The organism is Micromonospora sp. NPDC005161 (assembly GCF_053599855.1).
The window spans coordinates 57,509-77,156 of record NZ_JBSFYQ010000021.1; the positions used below are offsets into that span (position 1 = coordinate 57,509).

Genomic DNA, 19,648 nt, shown 5'->3' on the forward strand with positions numbered 1-19,648 from the left:
TCAAGGGAGGTCGGGGCCCGTCCGGCGGGCGCCGCCCGGCACGGGAGGGGTGCTCCCGTGCCGGGCGGCGATGGTCGTCCCGGCGGGTACTGCGGAGTCGGTCAGCTGATGCCGGCGTCGGCGCAGAGCTTGGCGTACGTCCCGGAGCAGACCTCTTCCTTGGTCACGTAGCCGTCGGCGATGACGTCCTTGACGTTCTCCTTGTAGATGGCCTTGGGGGTGAGCAGCACCGAGGGGACGTCCCGGCCGCCCTCCGGGTCCTTCACCGTCTGGCCGGTCTCCTTCTTCTCACCCTTGGCGAGCGCGACGGCCAGGTCGGAGGCGGCCTTGGCCTCTTCCCGGACCGCCTTGTAGACAGTCATGCACTGGTCGCCGGCGAGGATGTTCTGCAGGCCCTCCGGGGTGGCGTCCTGCCCGGTCACCGGCACCTTGCCGTTGAGCTTGTTCTTCTTCAGCACGGAGATGGCCGCGTTGCCGAGACCGTCGTTGGCGGCCAGCACGCCGTCGATCTTGCCGTTGGCCTTGGTGAGCTGCTGCTCGAAGATCGTGGCGGCCTGCGCGTTGTCCCAGGCCGGTACGGCGTCCTCCGGGCCCTTGGTGTATTCCTTGGCGTCGAACTTCGGCTTGAGCACCGAGTCGTAGCCGTTCTTGAACAGGGTGGCGTTGTTGTCGGTGGGGGAGCCGTTGAGGTACGCCACGACCGGGTTCTTGGCGCTCTGGTCGGTCAGGCACTTGACCAGACCTTCGCCCTGGAGCTTGCCGACGGTCTCGTTGTCGAAGCTGACGTAGTACTGGGCCGAGCCGCCCAGGGTCAGCCGGTCGTAGTCGATGGTGGCGACGCCCTGCGACTTGGCCTTGTCGAGCACGGCCTTGCCGGTGCCGGAGTCCAGGTTGACGATCATCAGGGCGGTGACGCCGCTGGTGATCATCTGGTCGGCGATGGTCTGGAAGGCGGTCTTGTCGTTCTGGGCGTTCTGGATGTCGTACTGGACGCCGGCGGCCTTGAACGCCTCTTCCAGGAACCGACGGTCCGCGCTCTCCCAGCGGGCGGAGGACTTGCTGTCCGGAAGGATGACGCCGATCTTGGGGGTCTTGGCGGAGCTGGCCTGGTCGTCGCCGGAGTCGCCGCCACAGGCGGTCATGCTGCCGGTCGTGAGCAGGCCCACGGCGGCGATGGTGAGGAGCCCCTTACGCATGTGCAGGGTCCTTTCGGGGTGGGGGAAGGTGTTCTTTTGTTGTGCCCGGCAACGTATTGCGCCCCGCGCACGGTTCACAAGACCGGCGGAGCGTCAAGTTTGTTGGGAGCGATAACAATTCAGCAACGCGACTGTCACTCCCTGATCATCCAGGGGAAATGACCATGGACGGCAGCCGTCAGCGGGCCTGCAAAGCCGCCGTGCGCGCCTCGGTCAACGCCACCAGATCCGTCGCGGCCACTTCGAGTTGCAGACCGCGCCGGCCAGCGGAGACATAGATCGTCGGCAGGCCCAGCGCGGAGTCGTCCAGCACGGTCGGCAGTCGCCGGCGCTGCCCGAGCGGGCTGATCCCGCCCCGCACGTAGCCGGTCGCCCGCTCGGCGACCGCCCGCTCGGCCAGCGTCGCCCGCTTGCCGCCGACCGCCGCCGCCAGCGCCTTGAGGTCCAGCTCGCCGGTGACCGGTACGACCGCGACGGTGAGCGCGCCGTCGACCTCGGTCACCAGCGACTTGAACACCCGCTCCGGGGGTACGCCGAGCGCCGCCGCCACCAGCGCGCCGTAGTTCGGCGCGTCCGGCGACACCCGGTACGGGTGGGTGCGATGCGCGATCCCGCGCTTGACCAGCAGTGCCGTTGCCGGAGTGCCCTGTCCCGCCACGTCAGCGAACCTAGTCGACCGGCTGACAGATCAGAACGGTCGGTGCCCCGGCGACCCGGGTGAGCACCAGGCTCGCCGCCGCGTCACCGGTCAACCGCAGGTCCCGCCGGAGCTGCTCCGGAGTGAGCGCGGAACCCCGCTTGAGGATCTCCACCCGCCCGACCCGGCGGTCCCGCAGCAGGGCCCGCAGGCGCTTGAGCGAGAACGGCAGCACGTCGGTCACCTCCAGGCAGCGCGCGTACGGGGTGCGGGTCGGGTGATCGGCGTAGAGGTAGGCGATGCTCGGGTCGCCGAGGGTGGCGTCCAGCTCGCCGGCCAGCTCGGCGACGAGGTGCGCGCGGACCACCGCGGCGTCCGGGTCGTACAGGTAGCGGCGCGTCGGGCCGACCGGAGCCTCGGCGGCGCCCGAGCCGGTGAGCTCGTGGCGGCGGGTCTCGTCGCCGTCCGCTCCCTGCCGGTAGAGCGTGGCGCGGCGGGGCACCTCCGCCAGCTCGCCGCACCAGAGCGCGGCCTCGACCAGGTCGCCGTCCACGCCGACCCACTCGGCCTCCGCGCCCGCCGGGATGAGCGCGTGATCCAGGCCCGGCGCCACCTTGACGACGGTGCGTGGCACCCGCTCGGCGAGCCCGGTGACGAAGTCCCACGGCGGCGAGTAGGCGCGCGGGTCGAAGATCCGCCGCCCGGTGCCGGCCCGGCGACGGGCCGGGTCGCAGAAGACCCCGTCGACCCGGGAGACGTCGAACGTGGTGGCGTCGCCGCACTCGACCGTGAACAGCTCGGCCAGCCCGTGCGCCGCGGCGTTGGCGGCGGCCATCGCGGCGGTCACCGGATCGGCCTCCACCCCGTACACCCGGATGCCGGCGCGGGCCGCGGCGAGCGCGTCGGCACCGAGCCCGCAGCCGAGGTCGGCCAGGGTACGCACGCCGGCCGCGCGCAGCCGGGCGGCCCGGCGGTCGGCGACCACCCGGCGGGTGGCCTGCTCCAGCCCGGCGCGGGTGAGGAACATCCCGGCGGCGGCCGGGCCGAACTTGCCGACCGCCCGATGGCGCAGCTCGGCCTGGGTCAGTGCCGCCGAGGCCAGTGCCGGCGGCACACCGGTCGCGCGCAGGGCCGACGCCGCGACCAGCGGGTCACCGCCGGCCAGCCCGGCCGCCGCCGCGAGCGCGGCCGACCCCTCGGGGGTACGCAGCGCCGCCAACTGGTCGAGATCCACCCGAGCATTGTCCCGGGCCGACCGGACTGGCCGGACAGTGGTGTCAGTCGGTGGGCGTGGCGGCGACGAAGGCCCGCCAGCTCGCCGGGGGGAAGGTGAGCGCCGGCCCGGCCGGGTCCTTGCTGTCGCGCACGGCGACCACGCCGGGCAGGTTGTCGGCGACCTCGACACAGGCGCCGCCGTTGCTGTTGCTGCGGGAGGACTTGCGCCAGGTGGCGTGGGTCAGGTCCATGTCTGCACCACTTCCTCGATCAGCCGGGCGGACTGCCGGCATGGCAGCGCCTCGCCGGTCACAGTCTCCCAGCGCCGCTCCAGGGCGGCAACGTCGTTCGGGCTGTCCACGGTCTGCCCCCGGAGCTGGTTGTCCAGGTGGGCCAGCTCGGCCCCGTTCTGGAGCCGGGCCAGGATGAACGGGCCGTTGAGCCCGACATGCCAGGGAGCGTCGGCCGGCACGACCCGGACCTGCACGTTCGGCTCGGTGCCCACAGCCAGCAAATGCTGTAGCTGCTCGCGCATGGTCTCCCGGTCGCCGAGTTGCCGGCGCAGCGTGTGCTCCTCCAGCACCGCGACGAGGTGCGGACGCGGCTCGGCGGCCAGCAGGGACTGCCGGGCGAGCCGGGCGACCACCCGCGTCTCCACCTCGTCGGCGGTCAGCTCGCCGCCCACGCCGAGCATCGCCCGCGCGTACCCCTCGGTCTGGAGCAGGCCGGGGATCACCGTCGGGTCGTACCAGCGCAGCGCCGCCGCCTCCCGCTCATTCTCGTCCCACGGGCGGAACCAGTCCGGCGCGGCGTGGAAGCGGATCAGCTCCAGCATGCCGACGAAGAGACCGCCGGTGTCCAGGGTCGAGTCGATGCGGCCGACGTAGTCCGGCTTGACCGGGCTCTGCCCGGTCTCGACCGCACTCACGTACGACGATGAATAGTTGATCAGTTTGCCCAGCTCCTCCTGGCTGAGCCCGCGCGCCTGGCGTGCGCGGCGTAGCTGTTCGTGCAGGAACGTCAGTGTCGGTATCCGGGACACTCGGCTCCCCTTTCCGCGGCTTCTGGTGGAGGCAACCGACGGTAGGGAGATGGCCACTCTGTGGCGAGGTGTTCCCGGCGTGTTGCGGTAACGACTGGCGGATCTGTGGCGACACGGCGAACGGTGCGTTGGCACTCTCCTTGACGGAGTGCTAGCCACGGAATAACCTGCGATTAGCACTCTCACCCTGAGGGTGCCAGCTTCCGGGTTTCACGACCCGGGTGCGAAACGCCAGGCGGACCGGCACCCGCGACGACGGCCCCGCCCGGTGGCATGTGGCAGATTGACGCTGGTCGGCCCCGCCGGCCAGCAACGAAACCAATACCCCAGGAGGGTATGCCCGTGACTACCGCGACCAAGGTTGCGATCAAGCCGCTCGAGGACCGGATCGTGGTCCAGGCGAACGAGGCTGAGACCACCACGGCGTCGGGCATCGTGATCCCCGACACCGCCAAGGAGAAGCCGCAGGAGGGCACTGTCCTCGCTGTCGGCCCGGGCCGGATCGACGACAACGGCAACCGTGTGCCGCTCGACGTCAAGGTCGGCGACACCGTTCTCTACTCGAAGTACGGCGGCACCGAGGTCAAGTACGCCGGCGAGGAGTACCTGGTGCTCTCCGCCCGCGACGTCCTCGCGGTCATCGAGAAGTAAGCAACCGATCAGTGCCATTGCCCCGGTCCGGCTCGCCGGGCCGGGGCAGTGGCGCTTCGAAGGGACATTCATGGCGAAGATCCTGAGCTTCTCGGACGACGCCCGGCACCTGCTGGAGCACGGTGTCAACGCCCTCGCGGACGCGGTCAAGGTCACCCTCGGCCCGCGCGGGCGCAACGTCGTCCTGGACAAGAAATTCGGTGCGCCGACGATCACCAACGATGGTGTGACCATCGCCAAGGAGATCGAGCTCACCAACCCCTACGAGAACCTCGGCGCGCAGCTGGTCAAGGAGGTGGCGACCAAGACCAACGACGTCGCCGGCGACGGGACCACCACCGCGACCGTGCTGGCCCAGGCCATGGTTCGCGAGGGCCTGCGCAACGTGACCGCCGGGACCAACCCGGCCGGGCTCAAGCGGGGCATCGACGCGGCGGCCACCAAGATCTCTGAGGCGCTGCTCGGTCGGGCCGCGGAGGTCACCGGCAAGGAGTCGATCGCGAACGTGGCGACGATCTCCGCGCAGGACTCCACCATCGGCGAGCTGATCGCCGAGGCGATGGAGCGGGTCGGCCGCGACGGTGTCATCACCGTCGAGGAGGGCTCGATGCTCACCACCGAACTGGACGTGACCGAGGGTCTCCAGTTCGACAAGGGCTTCATCTCGCCGAACTTCGTCACCGACCTGGAGGGTCAGGAGTCCGTCCTTGAGGACGCGTACATCCTGGTCACCACCCAGAAGATCTCGGCGATCGAGGAGCTGCTGCCGCTGCTGGAGAAGGTCCTGCAGAACAGCAAGCCCCTGCTGATCATCGCCGAGGACGTGGACGGCCAGGCGCTCTCCACCCTGGTGGTCAACTCGCTGCGCAAGACCCTCAAGGTCTGCGCCGTGAAGGCCCCGGGCTTCGGCGACCGGCGCAAGGCGATGCTCCAGGACATCGCGATCTCCACCGGCGCCGAGCTGGTCGCCCCGGAGCTGGGCTACAAGCTCGACCAGGTCGGCCTGGAGGTGCTCGGCACCGCCCGGCGCGTCGTGGTCGACAAGGAGAACACCACGATCGTCGACGGCGGCGGCCAGAAGGCCGACGTCGCCGACCGGGTGGCCCAGATCCGCAAGGAGATCGAGGCCTCCGACTCCGACTGGGACCGGGAGAAGCTGGCCGAGCGGCTGGCGAAGCTCTCCGGCGGCATCGCCGTGATCAAGGTGGGCGCGGCGACCGAGGTCGAGATGAAGGAGCGCAAGCACCGCATCGAGGACGCCATCGCGGCGACCAAGGCCGCGGTCGAGGAGGGCACCGTGCCCGGCGGCGGCGCCGCCCTGGTGCAGATCCTCCCGGTGCTCGACGACGACCTGGGCTTCACCGGTGACGAGAAGGTCGGCGTCTCGATCGTGCGCAAGTCGCTGGTCGAGCCGCTGCGCTGGATCGCGCAGAACGCCGGTCACGACGGCTACGTCGTGACCCAGAAGGTCGCCGACATGAAGTGGGGCAACGGCCTCGACGCGGCCAAGGGCGAGTACGTCGACCTGGTCAAGGCCGGCATCATCGACCCGGTGAAGGTCACCCGCAACGCGGTCACCAACGCCGCCTCGATCGCCGGTCTGCTGCTCACCACGGAGAGCCTCGTGGTCGAGAAGCCGGAGCGGGCCGAGCCGGCCGCCGCCGGCGGGCACGGCCACGGCCACCAGCACGGCCCGGGTTTCTGATCCGGTAGCGACACCCGTTCCGGGGCACACCGTCGTACGGCGGTGTGCCCCGGTCCGTCTCCAAATCATTACCGCACCCTGACATGGTTGGCGACCCGCCGAGTTGATCGCGCACACTGGGCCGATGAGCACCACGTCGCGCCGGTACGCCGCGCTGGCCGGAGTCACCGCCGCCGCCATCGCGATCGGGATCGCGGAACCGGTGGCGGTGCTGACCGGGCCCCGGTCGGCGCCGCTGGTCGCGGTCGGCGGGGTGGTCGTCGACGCCGTCCCGGAGTCGCTGAAACAGCTCGCCATCGACATCTTCGGCACCGCCGACAAGATCGCCCTGCTGGTCGGCACCGCGCTGCTGCTGGGCGCGTTCGCCGCGCTGCTCGGGGTGCTGGCGGTGCGCCGGTTGGCCCTCGGCCTGGCCGGGATCGCGGCGTTCGCCGCCGTCGGTGCGGCCGCCGCCCTGACCCGTTCCGGCGCGGACGCCGCCGACGCGCTGCCGTCGGTGGTCGGCGGCGGCCTCGGCGCCCTGGTGCTCTGGCTGTTCATTGCCGGTCCGCTGGAGCTGGACCCCTGGCCCTGGTCCCCACCCAGCCCACTCGCGTCCCATCAGCCGGTGACACCGGCACCGGTGTCGCCAGCCGGCCCTTCGGCGGCGGACGGCCGCGCGGTGCCCGGCACCCCACCGGTGCCGTCCGCCTCGCCGGAACCGGCCGTGCCGCCGGTGTCGTCGGCCTCGCCGGGGGCGGCCGTGCCGCCGGTCTCGTCTGCCTCGCCGGGGTCGGCCGTGCCGCCCCCGGAGTCGGCGGCGCCGGGCGAGGGGGTCGATCCGGAGTCACGGCGACGGTTCCTCACCGGCGCCGGGTTGCTGCTCGGCACGGCCACGGTGGCCGGTCTCGGCGGGCGCTGGCTGGCCGGGCGACGTGGGGTGTCCGCCGCCCGGGAGGCGATCCGGCTGCCCGCGCCGGCTGTCCCCGCACCGGCCCTGCCGGCGGGCGCGGACCTCTCGATGGCCCAGCTCGCGCCGTACGTCACCTCGAACTTCGGGTTCTACCGGATCGACACCGCGCTGGTGGTGCCCCAGGTGGACCCGGCGACCTGGCGGCTGCGGATCCACGGGCGGGTCCGTACCGAGCGCACCTACAGCTACGCCGACCTGCTGGCCCGGCCGTTGGTCGAGCGGTACATCACGCTGGCCTGCGTCTCCAACGAGGTGGGCGGGGATCTGATCGGCAACGCCCGCTGGCTCGGCGTACCCCTGCGCGAGCTGCTGGACGAGGTCGAGCCGGAGGCGGACGCCGACCAGGTCGTCGGCCGGTCGGTCGACGGCTGGACGTGCGGCACCCCCACCGCCCTGCTGCGCGACGGGCGGGACGCGCTGCTGGCCATCGGCATGAACGGTGAGCCGCTGCCCGTCGAGCACGGCTTCCCGGTACGGGTGGTGGTGCCCGGCCTCTACGGCTACGTGTCCGCCTGCAAGTGGGTGACCGAGCTGGAGTTGACGCGGTTCGCCGACTTCGACGCGTACTGGGTGCCGCGGGGCTGGTCGGCCCAGGGGCCGATCAAGACCCAGTCGCGGATCGACGCGCCCCGGGCACGCAACCGCCTGACCACCGGCCCGGTGACCGTGGCCGGCGTGGCGTGGGCGCAGCATCGGGGCATCCGCCGGGTCGAGGTACGCGTCGACGGCGGGCCCTGGCAGGAGGCGGAACTGGCCCCGACGGTGTCGGTGGACACCTGGGTCCAGTGGTCGTGGCGCTGGGACGCCACGCCGGGCGAGCACCGGCTCCAGGTCCGGGCGACCGACGTGACCGGCGAGACCCAGACCGAGCGCACCCAGGGCGTCGTCCCGGACGGCGCCACCGGCTGGCACACGGTCACCGTCACCGTCCGCTGACCGCGGTGGCATGCTGGCCAACCGGGGTCAACCGGACACCAATCCCCGTTAACCTCAGCCGGTGGAGGCAGGGCGTGGCGGCAGGCGCTCCCTGATCCATGGCTACGGTGTTGCGCGCCGAGCCAGCTGGCTGGAGCTCTTCTTCGACCTGGTGTTCGTGGTCGCCGTGTTCCGGCTCGGCCAGCGGCTGGTGGACGATCCGTCGGCCCGCGGAGTGCTGGTCTTCGCCGGTCTGATCAGCGCGATCTGGTGGTTGTGGTTCAGCTTCTCCTATTTCGCCGACCTCTTCGACGACGACCGCCCACCGAGCCGCCTGGCGCAGCTGACCGCGATGCTGGGGGTGCTCGCGTTGGCAGCTTCCCTCCCCGGTGACGCCGCTGCCGACGCCAGCCGCTTCGCGGTGATCTACGGGCTGCTGCTGGCGCTGCTCACCGCGATGTACGCAGTCGTGGGCTGGCTCGATGTCGAGGCACGGGAATTCTGCTGGTGGAACGCGGCCGGCTTCCTGGCCGCCGCCGGGCTCTGGTGTGGCTCGCTCCTGGTGGCCCCACCCGCGCGGTACGGGGTCTGGAGCGTCGCACTCGTCGTCAACGCCACGATCGCCGGACCGCTGGCCTACGCCGTGGTGCGCCGGGCGCCGACGCAGAAGTCCCACATGCCCGAGCGGTTCGGTCTGTTCACCATCGTCGTGCTCGGGGAGGCGGTCCTGTCGGTCGCGAACGGGATCGACGCCACGGGGTGGCGAGGTGTCTCGGTGGCGACCGGGATCGGCGGTTTCGTCATCGCCAGCGGGGTGTGGTGGGTGTACTTCATCGCCACGTTCGACAGCGAGGCGGGAAACCGGGCGCTGCGTGCCGGGCGGCAGGCGGTGGTCCGGAGCTACCTCTACGCCTACGGGCACCTGCTGGTCTACGCGGCGATCGTGACCGCGGGTGTCGCCGTCGAGCTGGCGGCGGAGGAGGCGGCCCACCGGGGGCCCGGACATGACGTGGCCGGGCGGCTGCTGGGCGGTAGTCAGCTGGCGATGATCGCCGGCTGCGTCATCATCTACCGGGGAATCAGCCTGTCGGTCAGCCGCCGGGTGGCGTTGGCTCAGGCCGGGGTGGGCTTCGTCGCGCTGGTGGTCGCGCTGGGGGGACTGCCGCCGCTGGTGGCGGTGTGGCTCATCGCGGCGGCCTGGGTGGTGCTGGCGGTCGTCGAACAGGGTGCCGCGTCGGGCCGGTCACGCTGACGGCCTTCCCGCCGTGGTGCCGCGACCGCTGGTCACGCTCGGGTCGGCCCGACTCGGCTGGCCGCGGCCCGCCCCACGGTTGGAGCACCGTGAAGCGGGCCGCGAGGTGGTGCCGGGCACGTCAGACGGCGATGCGTCCACCGTCGACGGGCAGCACCGCGCCGTGCACGAAGCTCGACCGCTCGGTGGCCAGGAAGGCGACCGCCTCGGCGATCTCCTCGGCCGAGCCGGGCCGGCCGGCCGGTGCCATGGTGGCCAGCTGGTCAAGGTTGTCCCCCATGCCGGCGGTGCCCTCGGTGCGGGTCGGGCCGGGGCTTACCGCGTTCACCCGGACGCCCTGAGGCCCGTACTCGGCGGCCCAGGACTTTGTGAGCAGGACCAGCGCGGCCTTGCTCGACCCGTAGAGGCTCATCCCCGCCTGACCGAACTCGGCGACCATGGTCGTCAGGTTGATGATCGCGCCGTGGCCGCGCTTCGCCATCTCTGGCGCGAGTTCGGCGACCAGGAAGTACGGGGCCTTCACGTTCAGCGCGAACACCGAGTCGAAGTCCTGCTCGGTGGTCTGCTCGGTGGGGCCGAACGGGTAGATACCGGCGTTGTTGACCAGTACGTCCACCTGCCCGACCAGCTCCCTGGTCCGCGCGGCCAGGTACCGGGCCGACGCCTCGTCACGCAGATCGGCGACCAGGAAGTCCGCCCGCCCGCCTGCCGCACGGATCTCCCGGACCACGTCGCCGCCCCGGGTCTCGTCCCGCCCGGAGATCACCACGTGGGCACCGAGCGTGGCCAGCGCCATCGCGGTCGCCCTGCCGATGCCGCTATTGCCACCGGTCACCAGCGCCGATTTTCCTCGAAGGTCTGTCATCGTTTCTCCACCCACATTCAGTTCCGTCAATCGGCGGCTTCGGTCGGGGCTGTCCCGACCAGTGGGTGCAAGTCGTCCAGGGGCTCAGCGTTTCCCATCGCCCTCTGCGGGCTGCTTATGGCCGCCATAAGCACCGCGGTCGTGCAGCTGCCGGAGCTACTCCGGGTCCCGCAGTTCCAGCGCGGCGATGAAATGACCGAGGTCGCGCCGGTGGGAGTCGGCCGGCCAGGCCGCCCAGGTACGCCGGACCAGGGGATGCCCGACCAGCGGTGACCAGGTGACCGGGTCGGGAATCGGTGGTGACCAGTCGGGTGGCGCCAACGCGAAGGCTGCGCCGGCGGTCACCGCGGCGAGCTTCACCGCGGGGATGAGTTCCTGTCCTTCCGGCGCGACAGGCCCGAGATCGAGTCCATGGCTGCGCAGGATCGCGGTGAGTTCGTCGTACCAGGCGGGGCTCCCGGAGCGGGGGAAGCCCACCCAGCTCAGCCCGGCCAGCGCGTCCAGGCGAATCCCGTCGGGCCCGGCGATCTTGGCGGCCGGTTCGGTGGCCAGCAGCACACCCAGCCGTTCCTCGATGACCAGCACAGCGTCCAGGTCCGGGCCGACCGGGCGTTCTCGGACCAGTCCGACGTCGATGTCGCCGGCCCGCAGTGCGGCGACCTGCGCCGCGGTGGACATGTGGCGAGCCTGCACCCGGGTGCCCGGGTAGGCCGCGGCGAGATCGGCCAGCGGTCGGGAGAGTACGTCGGTGGGGAGTTCCAGCGGGATCCCGAGCCTGAGCACGCTGTCGCCGACGGAGGTGTGCCGGGCGACGGCGGCGACCGCCTGGTCGTGCCGGGCGAGCACCGCGCGAGCCTCGTCGAGCAACGTCATGCCCGCCTCGGTGGCCCGCACTCCGGTGCTGCCACGAATCAGCAACTGCACGCCGAGTTGTCGCTCCAAGGCGTTCATGCTCTGCGACAGCGCGGGCTGGCTCACGTGCAATCTGCGCGCGGCCGCGGACAGACTCCTCTCCTCGACGACCGCGACGAACGCCCGCATTTCCCGTATTTCCACCCGCCCATCACATCACGCAGGCCGATGCCCCTCGCGCGGCGAGCCCTCGGGTGCCTGCTCCGCGATGTGCGTCGACGCCGCGCCCCGGTGCAGAGGCGCGGCGTCGCATGTCGGTGTCGCGGAGGTGAGGCCGCTCAGGCGACGTTGCGCTGGGCCGGGACGGTGGACTTGTGCGGGCGGCCCAGCCGGGCCTCCAGGCGGGCCACGTCGACACGGGCCTGCCGGCGGTCCGCCAGGTCCTCCCAGCCGAGGGCGAGGAGCCGCAGCCGCTCCGACTCGCTGAAGCCGCCCCACACGCCGTACGGCTCGCGGACCGACAGCGCGTGCGCGGCGCACTCGGCGCGGACCGGGCAGGCGCGGCAGACGGTCTTGGCGGCGGACTCCCGACGTAGCCGGGAGGAACCCCGCTCGCCGTCGGGGTGGAAGAACTGGGCACTGTCCCGCCCTCGGCAGGCACCGAGCCGCTGCCAGTCCCATAGGTCGACGATGGGTCCGGGCAGTCTACGTACGTTCGACATCAGCACCCCTCCTCCCGCGCGGCACCGCGAGATCCTTTTGGCCGGCTTCCGGGCGGCGGGCCGCGCAGGCGCACCGTTCCCGGCCTGGATGTCTCGGTACCCGGACTTTCCCCGGCTCACACGTCTGTGATCGAGAACGCCCCAGATGTTGCGGCTTTTGTCCTATCTGTCGGAAAAGTTCGGAGGATTGCCCGGAACCCCCTCCTCAGCCGACCCCGTCATGGTCTGCTCGTTGGCGGAGAGGAGATCACAGTGCGTACCGTTCTTGTGTGCGTTCGGACACCACTCGCGGCCCAGCACCTGACTTCGGCCGCCGCGCGGCTGGGGCTGTCCGCGATCGTTCGTACCGCCGTCTCCGATCCCGAGGTGATGCTGCGGCTGGCCGAGCGGCCGGCCGACGTGGTGCTGGCCGACACGGCCCTCACCCGGCCGGACAGCGCGGGCTTCGTCCGCCGGGTCCTGGCCCGCGCGCCGCAGGCGGCGGTCGTGCTGCTCGGCGCCGAGGAGTCCGAGGCGGCGGCGGCGACCATCAGCGCTGGCGCTCGGGGCCTCATCCAGAACGCCGACCATGACCTGACCAGCGCGGTGGCCAAGGCTCTGCTGCTGCTCACCGCGCCCGGCCGGGCGTCCCGGCAACGGATCACCGACCCGGCCCGGGACACCGCGGCGGTCGGCGGGCGCTCCGCGCCGTCGCTGCGCGGCTCGGGCGAGCCCGGCTGGGGCGCCGCGCCCGGCGAGGGCCCGGCGGGTGTGCCGTCGGTGCCGGTGCAGCGGGGCGACGACGAGGTCGAGCCGGCGACCGGTGAGCCGGAAGCGGACCAGACCGAGCCGCCCAGCCCCGCCCCGAGCGCCCGGCCTGCCCGGGCGGTCGGACTCACCGAGCGGGAGCTCCAGGTGCTGCTGGGAATGGCCGAGGGCAAGAGCAATGCGGAGATCGGCCGGGAGCTGTTCGTCTCGGAGGACACCGTCAAGACCCACGCCCGTCGGCTGTTCCGCAAGCTCGGCGCCCGGGACCGGGCGCACGCGGTGGCCGCCGGGTTCCGCGCCGGCCTGGTCGCCTGATCCACCACTCCGACGCGACACGGGCCTGATCGTGCTCGATCCAGGATGTAGTGGCTTCCTCGAACCGGGAAGCCACTGTTTCCTTGTTGCAGCACGATCTTGCCGGCTCGAACACCGGGCCGAACGAGCGGGTGGACCGGGTCAGTCGGCGGCGGGGGTGCCCGGTTCGTCCTCGGTGCCCTCGGTCAGGGTGTCGTGCACCCCGTCGGCGTACCCGCGGGCGTAGTCCCAGGTCACGTAGTGGTCCGGGTCCGGGTCGTACGCCGGCTCGTGCACCCGCGGCCGGCCCGAGTTGAGCAGGTGTCGCAGGTTGCCCCGGAGCAGGTCCCAGTCGAAGTAGTGCGGCTCCCGGCAGTCCTCGCACTCGATCACCAGCCCGCGGACCCCGATGGGCGCCAGCAGCGCCTGGTAGATCTCCAGGTCGGCGAGGTCTTCCAGCACATCCTGCCGCTCGACGTCGGTCAGCGGATCCGGCGTCGCGTCGTCGCCCGGATCGTCCAGCCCCGCGGTCGGGTCGGCCGGGTCGCCGTTGAACGGGTCGATGGGCTCGTCGTGCACCCCCTCACCGTAGACCCAAGTCGGTGGGAGCGTCCGCCCCCGGCCCCGCGCCGGGCCGGCCCGCCACCGGAGGAGTCGCCCAGCTCACTGGGTACGATGGGACGACGCGCCGGCACCGTGGCGCGTTCCGGTGCCCGCCCGCGCCACCTCGCTGAAGCCCATCCGAGCAGCTCAGGGGAGCAATCGTGGAAAATTCGCCCAGCACCGACCTTCCGGCCGGCGCCGAGCACGCCGAGCTGGGCGGCCACCTGCCCGAGCTGCCGGCCGGCTCGGCCCGGGTGGTTCCACTCGGGCTCACCTTCGACGACGTGCTCCTGCAGCCGGGCGAGTCGGACGTGGTTCCCAGCCGGGTGAACACCCGTACCCGGCTCACCCGCACGATCGAACTGACCATCCCGCTGCTCTCCAGCGCCATGGACACCGTCACCGAGGCGCGGATGGCGATCGCCATGGCCCGCCAGGGCGGCATCGGCGTGCTGCACCGCAACCTGTCCCTGGAGGACCAGGCCCTCCAGGTCGACCTGGTCAAGCGCTCCGAGTCCGGCATGATCACCAATCCGGTGACCGCCAGCCCGAACGACACCCTGCGCGAGGTCGACGAGCTCTGCGGCCGGTACCGGATCTCCGGTGTGCCGGTGGTGGACGGGGACGGCCAGCTCGTCGGCATCGTCACGAACCGCGACATGCGCTTCGTCTCCGAGCCGGACACGCCGGTGCACGAGATCATGACGCGTACGCCGCTGGTCACCGCTCGGGTCGGGGTGAGCAAGGACGAGGCGCTGGACCTGCTGCGCCGGCACAAGGTCGAGAAGCTGCCGATCGTCGACGACTCGGGCCGCCTGCGTGGGCTGATCACCGTCAAGGACTTCACCAAGAGCGAGCAGTACCCGGACGCCACCAAGGACGACGCCGGTCGGCTGCGGGTGGCCGCCGCGATCGGTGTCGGCGAGGACGCGTACAAGCGGGCCCGCACCCTGGTCGACGCGGGCGTGGACGTGCTGATCGTGGACACCGCGCACGGCCACCAGCGGGCGGTGCTGGACATGGTCCGCCGGCTCAAGAAGGACGTGACGATCGACATCGTGGGCGGCAACGTGGCCACGTACGCCGGCGCGAAAGCGCTGGTCGAGGCCGGTGCCGACGGCGTGAAGGTCGGCGTGGGGCCGGGCGCGATCTGCACCACCCGGATCGTCGCCGGGGTCGGCGTGCCGCAGATCACCGCGATCATGGAGGCCGCCCGGGCGGCCCGTCCGGCCGGCGTGCCGGTGATCGGCGACGGCGGCATTCAATACTCGGGCGACATCGCCAAGGCGCTGGTGGCCGGCGCCGACACGGTGATGCTCGGCAGCCTGCTGGCCGGCTGCGAGGAGAGCCCCGGCGAGCTGATCTTCGTCAACGGCAAGCAGTACAAGGCGTACCGCGGGATGGGCTCGCTCGGCGCGATGCAGTCCCGGGGCCAGGCCAAGTCGTACAGCAAGGACCGCTACTTCCAGCAGGACGTGCTCAGCGACGACAAGCTCGTGCCCGAGGGCGTCGAGGGTCAGGTGCCCTACCGGGGGCCGCTCTCGCGGGTGGCCCACCAGCTGGTCGGCGGGCTGCGCCTGGCGATGGGGTACGCCGGTGCGGAGAACATCCCCGATCTGCACCACCGCGGCCAGCTCATCCGGATCACCGCGGCCGGGCTCAAGGAGAGCCACCCGCACGACATCCAGATGACCGTCGAGGCGCCCAACTACCACACCCGCTGACCATCCCCCAACAACCTGGAGTCCCCCATGCGTGACGTGGTCGAGATCGGGCTGGGCAAGACCGCGCAGCGCGGCTACCACCTGGACGACATCGCCATCGTGCCGAGCCGCCGGACCCGGGACGTCGACGACGTCTCCACCGCGTGGCAGCTGGACGCGTACCCGTTCGGCATCCCGTGCGTCGGGCACCCCTCGGACGCCACGATGAGCCCGGCCTCGGCCGTCCGGCTCGGTGAGCTCGGCGGCCTCGGCGTGCTCAACGTCGAGGGGCTGTGGACCCGCTACGAGAACCCGACCAAGGTGCTGGAGGAGCTGGCCGGCCTCGACGAGGACGCCCGCGCCACCAAGCGGCTCCAGGAGGTGTACGCCGAGCCGATCCGCCCGGATCTGATCGCTGAGCGGGTCCGCGAGCTGCGCGCCGGTGGCGGCACGGTGGCGGTGCGGGTGTCCCCGCAGCACACCCTGGCGCTGGCTCCGGTGATCCTGGACGCCGGAGTGGACATCCTGGTCATCCAGGGCACCATCGTCTCGGCCGAGCACGTGTCGACCACCGACGAGCCGCTGAACCTCAAGGAGTTCATCGCCGACCTCGACCTGCCGGTGATCGTCGGCGGCTGCACGGACTACAAGACCGCGCTGCACCTGATGCGTACCGGTGCGGCCGGCGTGATCGTGGGCATCGGTGGCGACGAGTGGTCGACCACGGAATCGGTGCTGGGCATCCGGGTGCCGATGGCGACCGCGATCGCCGACGCCGCGGCGGCCCGCCGGGACTACCTCGACGAGACCGGCGGCCGGTACGTGCACCTGATCGCCGACGGCGACATCCAGACCTCGGGTGACATCGCCAAGGCGCTCGGCTGCGGCGCGGACGCGGTGATGCTCGGGGAGCCGCTGTCGCTCTGCGAGGAGGCGCCCGCCGGTGGTGCCTGGTGGCACTCGGCGGCCAGTCACCCGTCGCTGCCCCGGGGCGCGTTCGAGGTCGCCGGTGAGCCGATCGGCTCGATGGAGCAGCTGCTCTTCGGGCCGGCCGACGAGGCCGACGGCCAGCTGAACCTGTTCGGCGGGCTGCGCCGGGCGATGGCCAAGTGCGGTTACCGCGACCTCAAGGAGTTCCAGAAGGTCGGGCTGGTCCTCGACCGCTGACCTGTCTCCCGTACGCCGGAAGGCCGGCCCCGCCACGCTGCGGGGCCGGCCTTCGTCGTACCGGGGGCGTCAGCCCTCGGTGAACTCGGGCCGCGCCGGCGTCACTTCTTGAGGTAAATGGTCAGGTCGGACATGTTGCGGTAGCTGGTCGCCGCGAAGTCGAGCGACTGGCCCCGGTTGGCGGCGCCGCCGGGGGCGGTGTCCATCTCCCAGTTGGCGTGGTGGAAGTCCCGCTCGCCGATGGTCTGGAAGAACTGCTGGAAGTTGAGGTCGCCCTCGCCCAGCGGGGTCATCTGGTAGCCGTTGGGCACGCTGGTGTCCCGGTCGCCGTCCTTGGCGTGGAAGAGCGGGAATCGGGTGGTCCGGTCGGCCACGGTGAGGATCGGGTCGAACAGGTCGGTCACCTCGCGGCCCGCCGGGTCGACGTACTTCTGGTGCTTGTAGCGGGCCACGTAGGCCCAGTAGATGTCGAGCTCGAAGAAGACGTACCGGGGGTCGGTCCTGCCGAAGAAGTACTCCAGCCGCCGGACGCCGGAGGAGCGGGTGGGTCGGCCCTGGTCGTCCAGCGGACCGGAGTCGAGCAGGAAGCTGTACGCGACGTCGTGGTTGTGCGTGTAGAGCCGCATGCCCCGGGCCCGGGCCTGCCGGCCCAGCTCGTTCCAGGTGTCGGCGGCGGCGTCCCAGTCGGCCTTGTACGCGCTGTTGGTCGGGTCGCTGCCGGTGCCGATGTTCTTCATGCCGAGTTCCTCGGCGATGTCCAGCTGCTGCTGGAAGGTGGCCGCCTGGATCGAGGCGTGGGTGCCGTTGGCCGCCAGGCCGTTGTCGTCGAGGATCTTGCGGATCTCGCGGGGCGTGATCTGCCGGCCGAGGATGTCGGTGCTCTGGGTGTAGCCCGCGAACTCAATCTCCTTGTAGCCGATCTCGGCGAGCCGGGCGAGAACCCGCTCGAAGCCGTACGGCACGCCGCTGTCGTCGGGCGCGGCGGTGATCCGGTCCCGGACGCTGTAGAGGATGATGCCGCGGTTCCTCGACGGGATCAGCGGTTCGACCCGAAGCCTGCTCTTCCCCTTGTCCTTGCGGTGGGCGAGCGCCGGGGTGCCGGTGGCGAGGACCGGCAGGCCGGCCGCGCCGAGTGCGGCGGCCGCGCCGGCGGACGCGGCGAGCAGTGACCGACGGCTGAGCCGGCCGGGAGAGGAGGCGTCGGGTGCGGTGTGGTCTGGCATCTGTTCCACCTTTCGCGACGGCGGTTGCCGTCGATGTCGATCAGCAGACGTGCGACGAGGGTCAGGTCGCGGGGCGCCGCCGAGTGACCGTTCCGCATTCCCGGCGGCCGGGAGCGTGCGGGTGCCGCGAGGTCGAAGGGGCAGGTCCACGCCGCCGTCACGGCGGGTGGCAAGGGACGGTCGTCCCGTTCAAGCGCGACCGGCGTGAATGTTCCGAACGCATTACATCTTGGTGACAGACAGTAACGTCGATCGAAGCCGAAAGAAAGTATTGATCAGAGCCAACTTTTGTTTGATTCAACGAAAGCAGCTGATGGTCTTCGATACCGGCTTCCCGCCCGGTGGTGCTGGCTAGGCTCGTCGTGACCCGGGAGGCCGCAGGAGGAGTGTGCATGGTCGTGACCGGACGGACATCGGCCCGCCGCCGGCTCGCCGCCGCCGTCACCGCGCTGACCTGTGCGATCGCGGTGGCCACGGCCGGCTGCACCCACGACGACGACGGGTTCCGGCCCGGTGCCGCCGACGCCGGAGACCCGTACGTCCCGGGCCGTGGCAACGGCGGCTACGACGTCACGCACTACGGCCTGGACGTCCGCTACGACCCGGCGACCGACCGGCTGACCGGCCGGGCCGCCATCACGGCGACGGCCACCCAGGACCTGTCCCGGTTCAACCTGGACCTGGCCGGGCTCGAGGTCAGCGCGATCACCGTCGACGACGCCCCCGCCGAGCACCGCCGCGACGACGGCGAGCTGGTGGTGACACCGCCCGCCGGGCTGCCGCGCGGCCGGGCGTTCACGGTCGCGGTGGAGTACGCGGGCGTGCCCACCGCCATCGCCGACGGGGAGCTGGGCAGCGGCGGTTTCCTGCACACCGCCGACGGAGCGGTCGCCCTGGGCCAGCCGGACTCCGCCGCCACCTGGTTTCCGGTCAACGACCACCCGTCCGACAAGGCCAGCTACGACCTCGCGGTGACCGTCCCGGACGGCCTGTCGGTGCTGAGCAACGGGGTGCCCGGGCCGAAGAGCAGCGCCGACGGCTGGACCACCTGGCGTTGGTCGGAGCGCACACCGATGGCCAGCTACCTGACCACGCTGGTGATCGGCGACTACCGGGTGGTGAGCGGCAGTCACGCCGGCCGGCCGATGGTCACCGCGGTGGCGGCGAGCATTCCGGCGACCGGTGGCGCGGCCGACTCGTTGGCCCGTACCGGCGAGATCGTCGACTTCCTGGCCAGCCGCTTCGGCCCGTACCCGTTCGACTCGTACGGCGGGATCGTCGTCGCCGACGACCGGATCGGCTACGCGCTGGAGACCCAGTCCCGCCCGGTCTACGGGCCCGCCTTCTTCGACGACGACCGGCCCAACCCGGGTGTGGTCGCGCACGAGCTGGCCCACCAGTGGTTCGGCGACAGCGTCTCGCTCAGCAGGTGGGGCGACATCTGGCTCAACGAGGGCTTCGCCAGCTACGCCGAGTGGCTGTGGGAGGAGCACGACGGCGGTCGCACCGCGCAGCGCAACTTCGAGCTCCAGTACGCGGCGACCGACTGGTCGCAGCCGTCGGTCGAGCCGGGCCGGGAACGGATGTTCGGGACCGCCGTCTACAAACGCGGAGCGCTCGCCGTGCATGCGCTGCGCCGGACCGTCGGAGACGACACCTTCTTCCGCATCCTGCGTACCTGGACCGCCGAGCGGGCCGGGGGCAACGCCACCACCTCCGACTTCGTCGCGCTGGCCGAGCGGGTGGCGAACCGGCAGCTGCGCCCACTCTTCGACGCGTGGTTGGTGGGCGGTGCGGCACCCACCCTGCCGTGACGGGGCCGTGATGGTCGGTCGATAGGCTGCCGCCCTGCGGCCGGCGGGCGGACGCCGTTCGCGTGGGGCGGCGCAGGCCGCCGCCGTACGGGG

At 71.7% G+C, this 19,648-nt stretch carries 18 protein-coding genes; 8 read left to right on the plus strand and 10 right to left on the minus strand.

Translation table 11 applies throughout. From position 1 onward, the window contains the following. Positions 1-101: 101 nt before the first annotated feature. The 5 genes from ACWD5O_RS20675 to ACWD5O_RS20695 all read right to left on the minus strand — a co-directional run bounded on the left by ACWD5O_RS20675 (position 102) and on the right by ACWD5O_RS20695 (position 4,090). Positions 102-1,196 (minus strand): sugar ABC transporter substrate-binding protein, encoded by a 1,095-nt coding sequence (locus ACWD5O_RS20675; RefSeq protein ID WP_354964730.1) that lies wholly within the window; start codon positions 1,194-1,196, stop codon positions 102-104. Between the two features lie 178 nt (positions 1,197-1,374). Beyond that, positions 1,375-1,854 carry a Cys-tRNA(Pro) deacylase gene (gene ybaK / locus ACWD5O_RS20680; protein WP_450086260.1) on the minus strand — a complete coding sequence of 160 codons (480 nt, stop codon included), beginning with the start codon at positions 1,852-1,854 and terminating at the stop codon, positions 1,375-1,377. 10 nt (positions 1,855-1,864) lie between these two features. Beyond that, positions 1,865-3,067: a THUMP-like domain-containing protein gene (locus ACWD5O_RS20685; protein ID WP_354964728.1), complete on the minus strand. Its 1,203-nt coding sequence runs from the start codon at positions 3,065-3,067 to the stop codon at positions 1,865-1,867. A gap of 43 nt (positions 3,068-3,110) precedes the next feature. Beyond that, positions 3,111-3,299, minus strand: coding sequence for a DUF397 domain-containing protein (locus tag ACWD5O_RS20690; RefSeq protein ID WP_387327793.1), 189 nt, complete (start codon positions 3,297-3,299; stop codon positions 3,111-3,113). Next, the gene (locus ACWD5O_RS20695; RefSeq protein WP_450086261.1) at positions 3,290-4,090 is read right to left on the minus strand and encodes a helix-turn-helix domain-containing protein; all 801 of its coding nucleotides are present in this window, start codon (positions 4,088-4,090) and stop codon (positions 3,290-3,292) included. Before ACWD5O_RS20695 ends, ACWD5O_RS20690 begins: the two co-directional genes overlap by 10 nt. Positions 4,091-4,426: 336 nt before the next feature. Between ACWD5O_RS20695 and groES the strand changes: the two genes are divergently transcribed. The 4 genes from groES to ACWD5O_RS20715 all read left to right on the plus strand — a co-directional run bounded on the left by groES (position 4,427) and on the right by ACWD5O_RS20715 (position 9,565). Continuing rightward, entirely contained in the window at positions 4,427-4,741 is a 315-nt protein-coding gene (groES, locus tag ACWD5O_RS20700) for a co-chaperone GroES (protein ID WP_084757526.1), read from the plus strand. 70 nt (positions 4,742-4,811) lie between these two features. Next, entirely contained in the window at positions 4,812-6,446 is a 1,635-nt protein-coding gene (gene groL / locus ACWD5O_RS20705; protein WP_450086262.1) for a chaperonin GroEL, read from the plus strand. 124 nt (positions 6,447-6,570) lie between these two features. Next, complete coding sequence (locus ACWD5O_RS20710; RefSeq protein ID WP_450086263.1) at positions 6,571-8,334, plus strand: molybdopterin-dependent oxidoreductase; 1,764 nt, start codon at positions 6,571-6,573, stop codon at positions 8,332-8,334. Positions 8,335-8,395: 61 nt separating this feature from the next. Then, entirely contained in the window at positions 8,396-9,565 is a 1,170-nt protein-coding gene (locus ACWD5O_RS20715) for a low temperature requirement protein A (protein WP_354964725.1), read from the plus strand. Positions 9,566-9,686: 121 nt separating this feature from the next. Here ACWD5O_RS20715 and ACWD5O_RS20720 read toward each other — a convergent pair whose 3' ends face one another. The 3 genes from ACWD5O_RS20720 to ACWD5O_RS20730 form a co-directional block, all read right to left on the minus strand. Then, positions 9,687-10,430 carry an SDR family NAD(P)-dependent oxidoreductase gene (locus ACWD5O_RS20720; protein ID WP_354964724.1) on the minus strand — a complete coding sequence of 248 codons (744 nt, stop codon included), beginning with the start codon at positions 10,428-10,430 and terminating at the stop codon, positions 9,687-9,689. A gap of 156 nt (positions 10,431-10,586) precedes the next feature. Beyond that, entirely contained in the window at positions 10,587-11,486 is a 900-nt protein-coding gene (locus ACWD5O_RS20725; RefSeq protein ID WP_450086264.1) for a LysR substrate-binding domain-containing protein, read from the minus strand. Between the two features lie 134 nt (positions 11,487-11,620). Beyond that, entirely contained in the window at positions 11,621-12,004 is a 384-nt protein-coding gene (locus tag ACWD5O_RS20730; RefSeq protein ID WP_354964722.1) for a WhiB family transcriptional regulator, read from the minus strand. Between the two features lie 252 nt (positions 12,005-12,256). On the opposite strand from ACWD5O_RS20730, the gene ACWD5O_RS20735 reads away from it, so the two are divergent. Further along, a complete protein-coding gene (locus tag ACWD5O_RS20735) occupies positions 12,257-13,066 on the plus strand; it encodes a helix-turn-helix transcriptional regulator (RefSeq protein ID WP_354964721.1) in 810 nt (269 codons plus the stop codon). Between the two features lie 141 nt (positions 13,067-13,207). Here ACWD5O_RS20735 and ACWD5O_RS20740 read toward each other — a convergent pair whose 3' ends face one another. After that, positions 13,208-13,624, minus strand: a complete 417-nt coding sequence (locus ACWD5O_RS20740) for a DUF5319 domain-containing protein (protein ID WP_354964720.1) — start codon at positions 13,622-13,624, stop codon at positions 13,208-13,210. A gap of 185 nt (positions 13,625-13,809) precedes the next feature. Here ACWD5O_RS20740 and guaB point away from each other — a divergent pair, with 185 nt between their 5' ends. Both guaB and ACWD5O_RS20750 read left to right on the plus strand, forming a co-directional pair. Next, complete coding sequence (guaB, locus tag ACWD5O_RS20745) at positions 13,810-15,372, plus strand: IMP dehydrogenase (protein WP_354964719.1); 1,563 nt, start codon at positions 13,810-13,812, stop codon at positions 15,370-15,372. A 27-nt stretch (positions 15,373-15,399) separates the two neighbouring features. Beyond that, the gene (locus ACWD5O_RS20750) at positions 15,400-16,518 is read left to right on the plus strand and encodes a GuaB3 family IMP dehydrogenase-related protein (protein WP_354964718.1); all 1,119 of its coding nucleotides are present in this window, start codon (positions 15,400-15,402) and stop codon (positions 16,516-16,518) included. A gap of 101 nt (positions 16,519-16,619) precedes the next feature. On the opposite strand, the gene ACWD5O_RS20755 is transcribed toward ACWD5O_RS20750, so the two are convergent. After that, entirely contained in the window at positions 16,620-17,741 is a 1,122-nt protein-coding gene (locus ACWD5O_RS20755; protein WP_450086265.1) for a sugar phosphate isomerase/epimerase family protein, read from the minus strand. 392 nt (positions 17,742-18,133) lie between these two features. On the opposite strand from ACWD5O_RS20755, the gene ACWD5O_RS20760 reads away from it, so the two are divergent. After that, on the plus strand, positions 18,134-19,555 hold the full coding sequence (locus tag ACWD5O_RS20760) for a M1 family metallopeptidase (protein ID WP_354964716.1): 1,422 nt from the start codon (positions 18,134-18,136) through the stop codon (positions 19,553-19,555). Positions 19,556-19,648 lie beyond the last annotated feature (93 nt).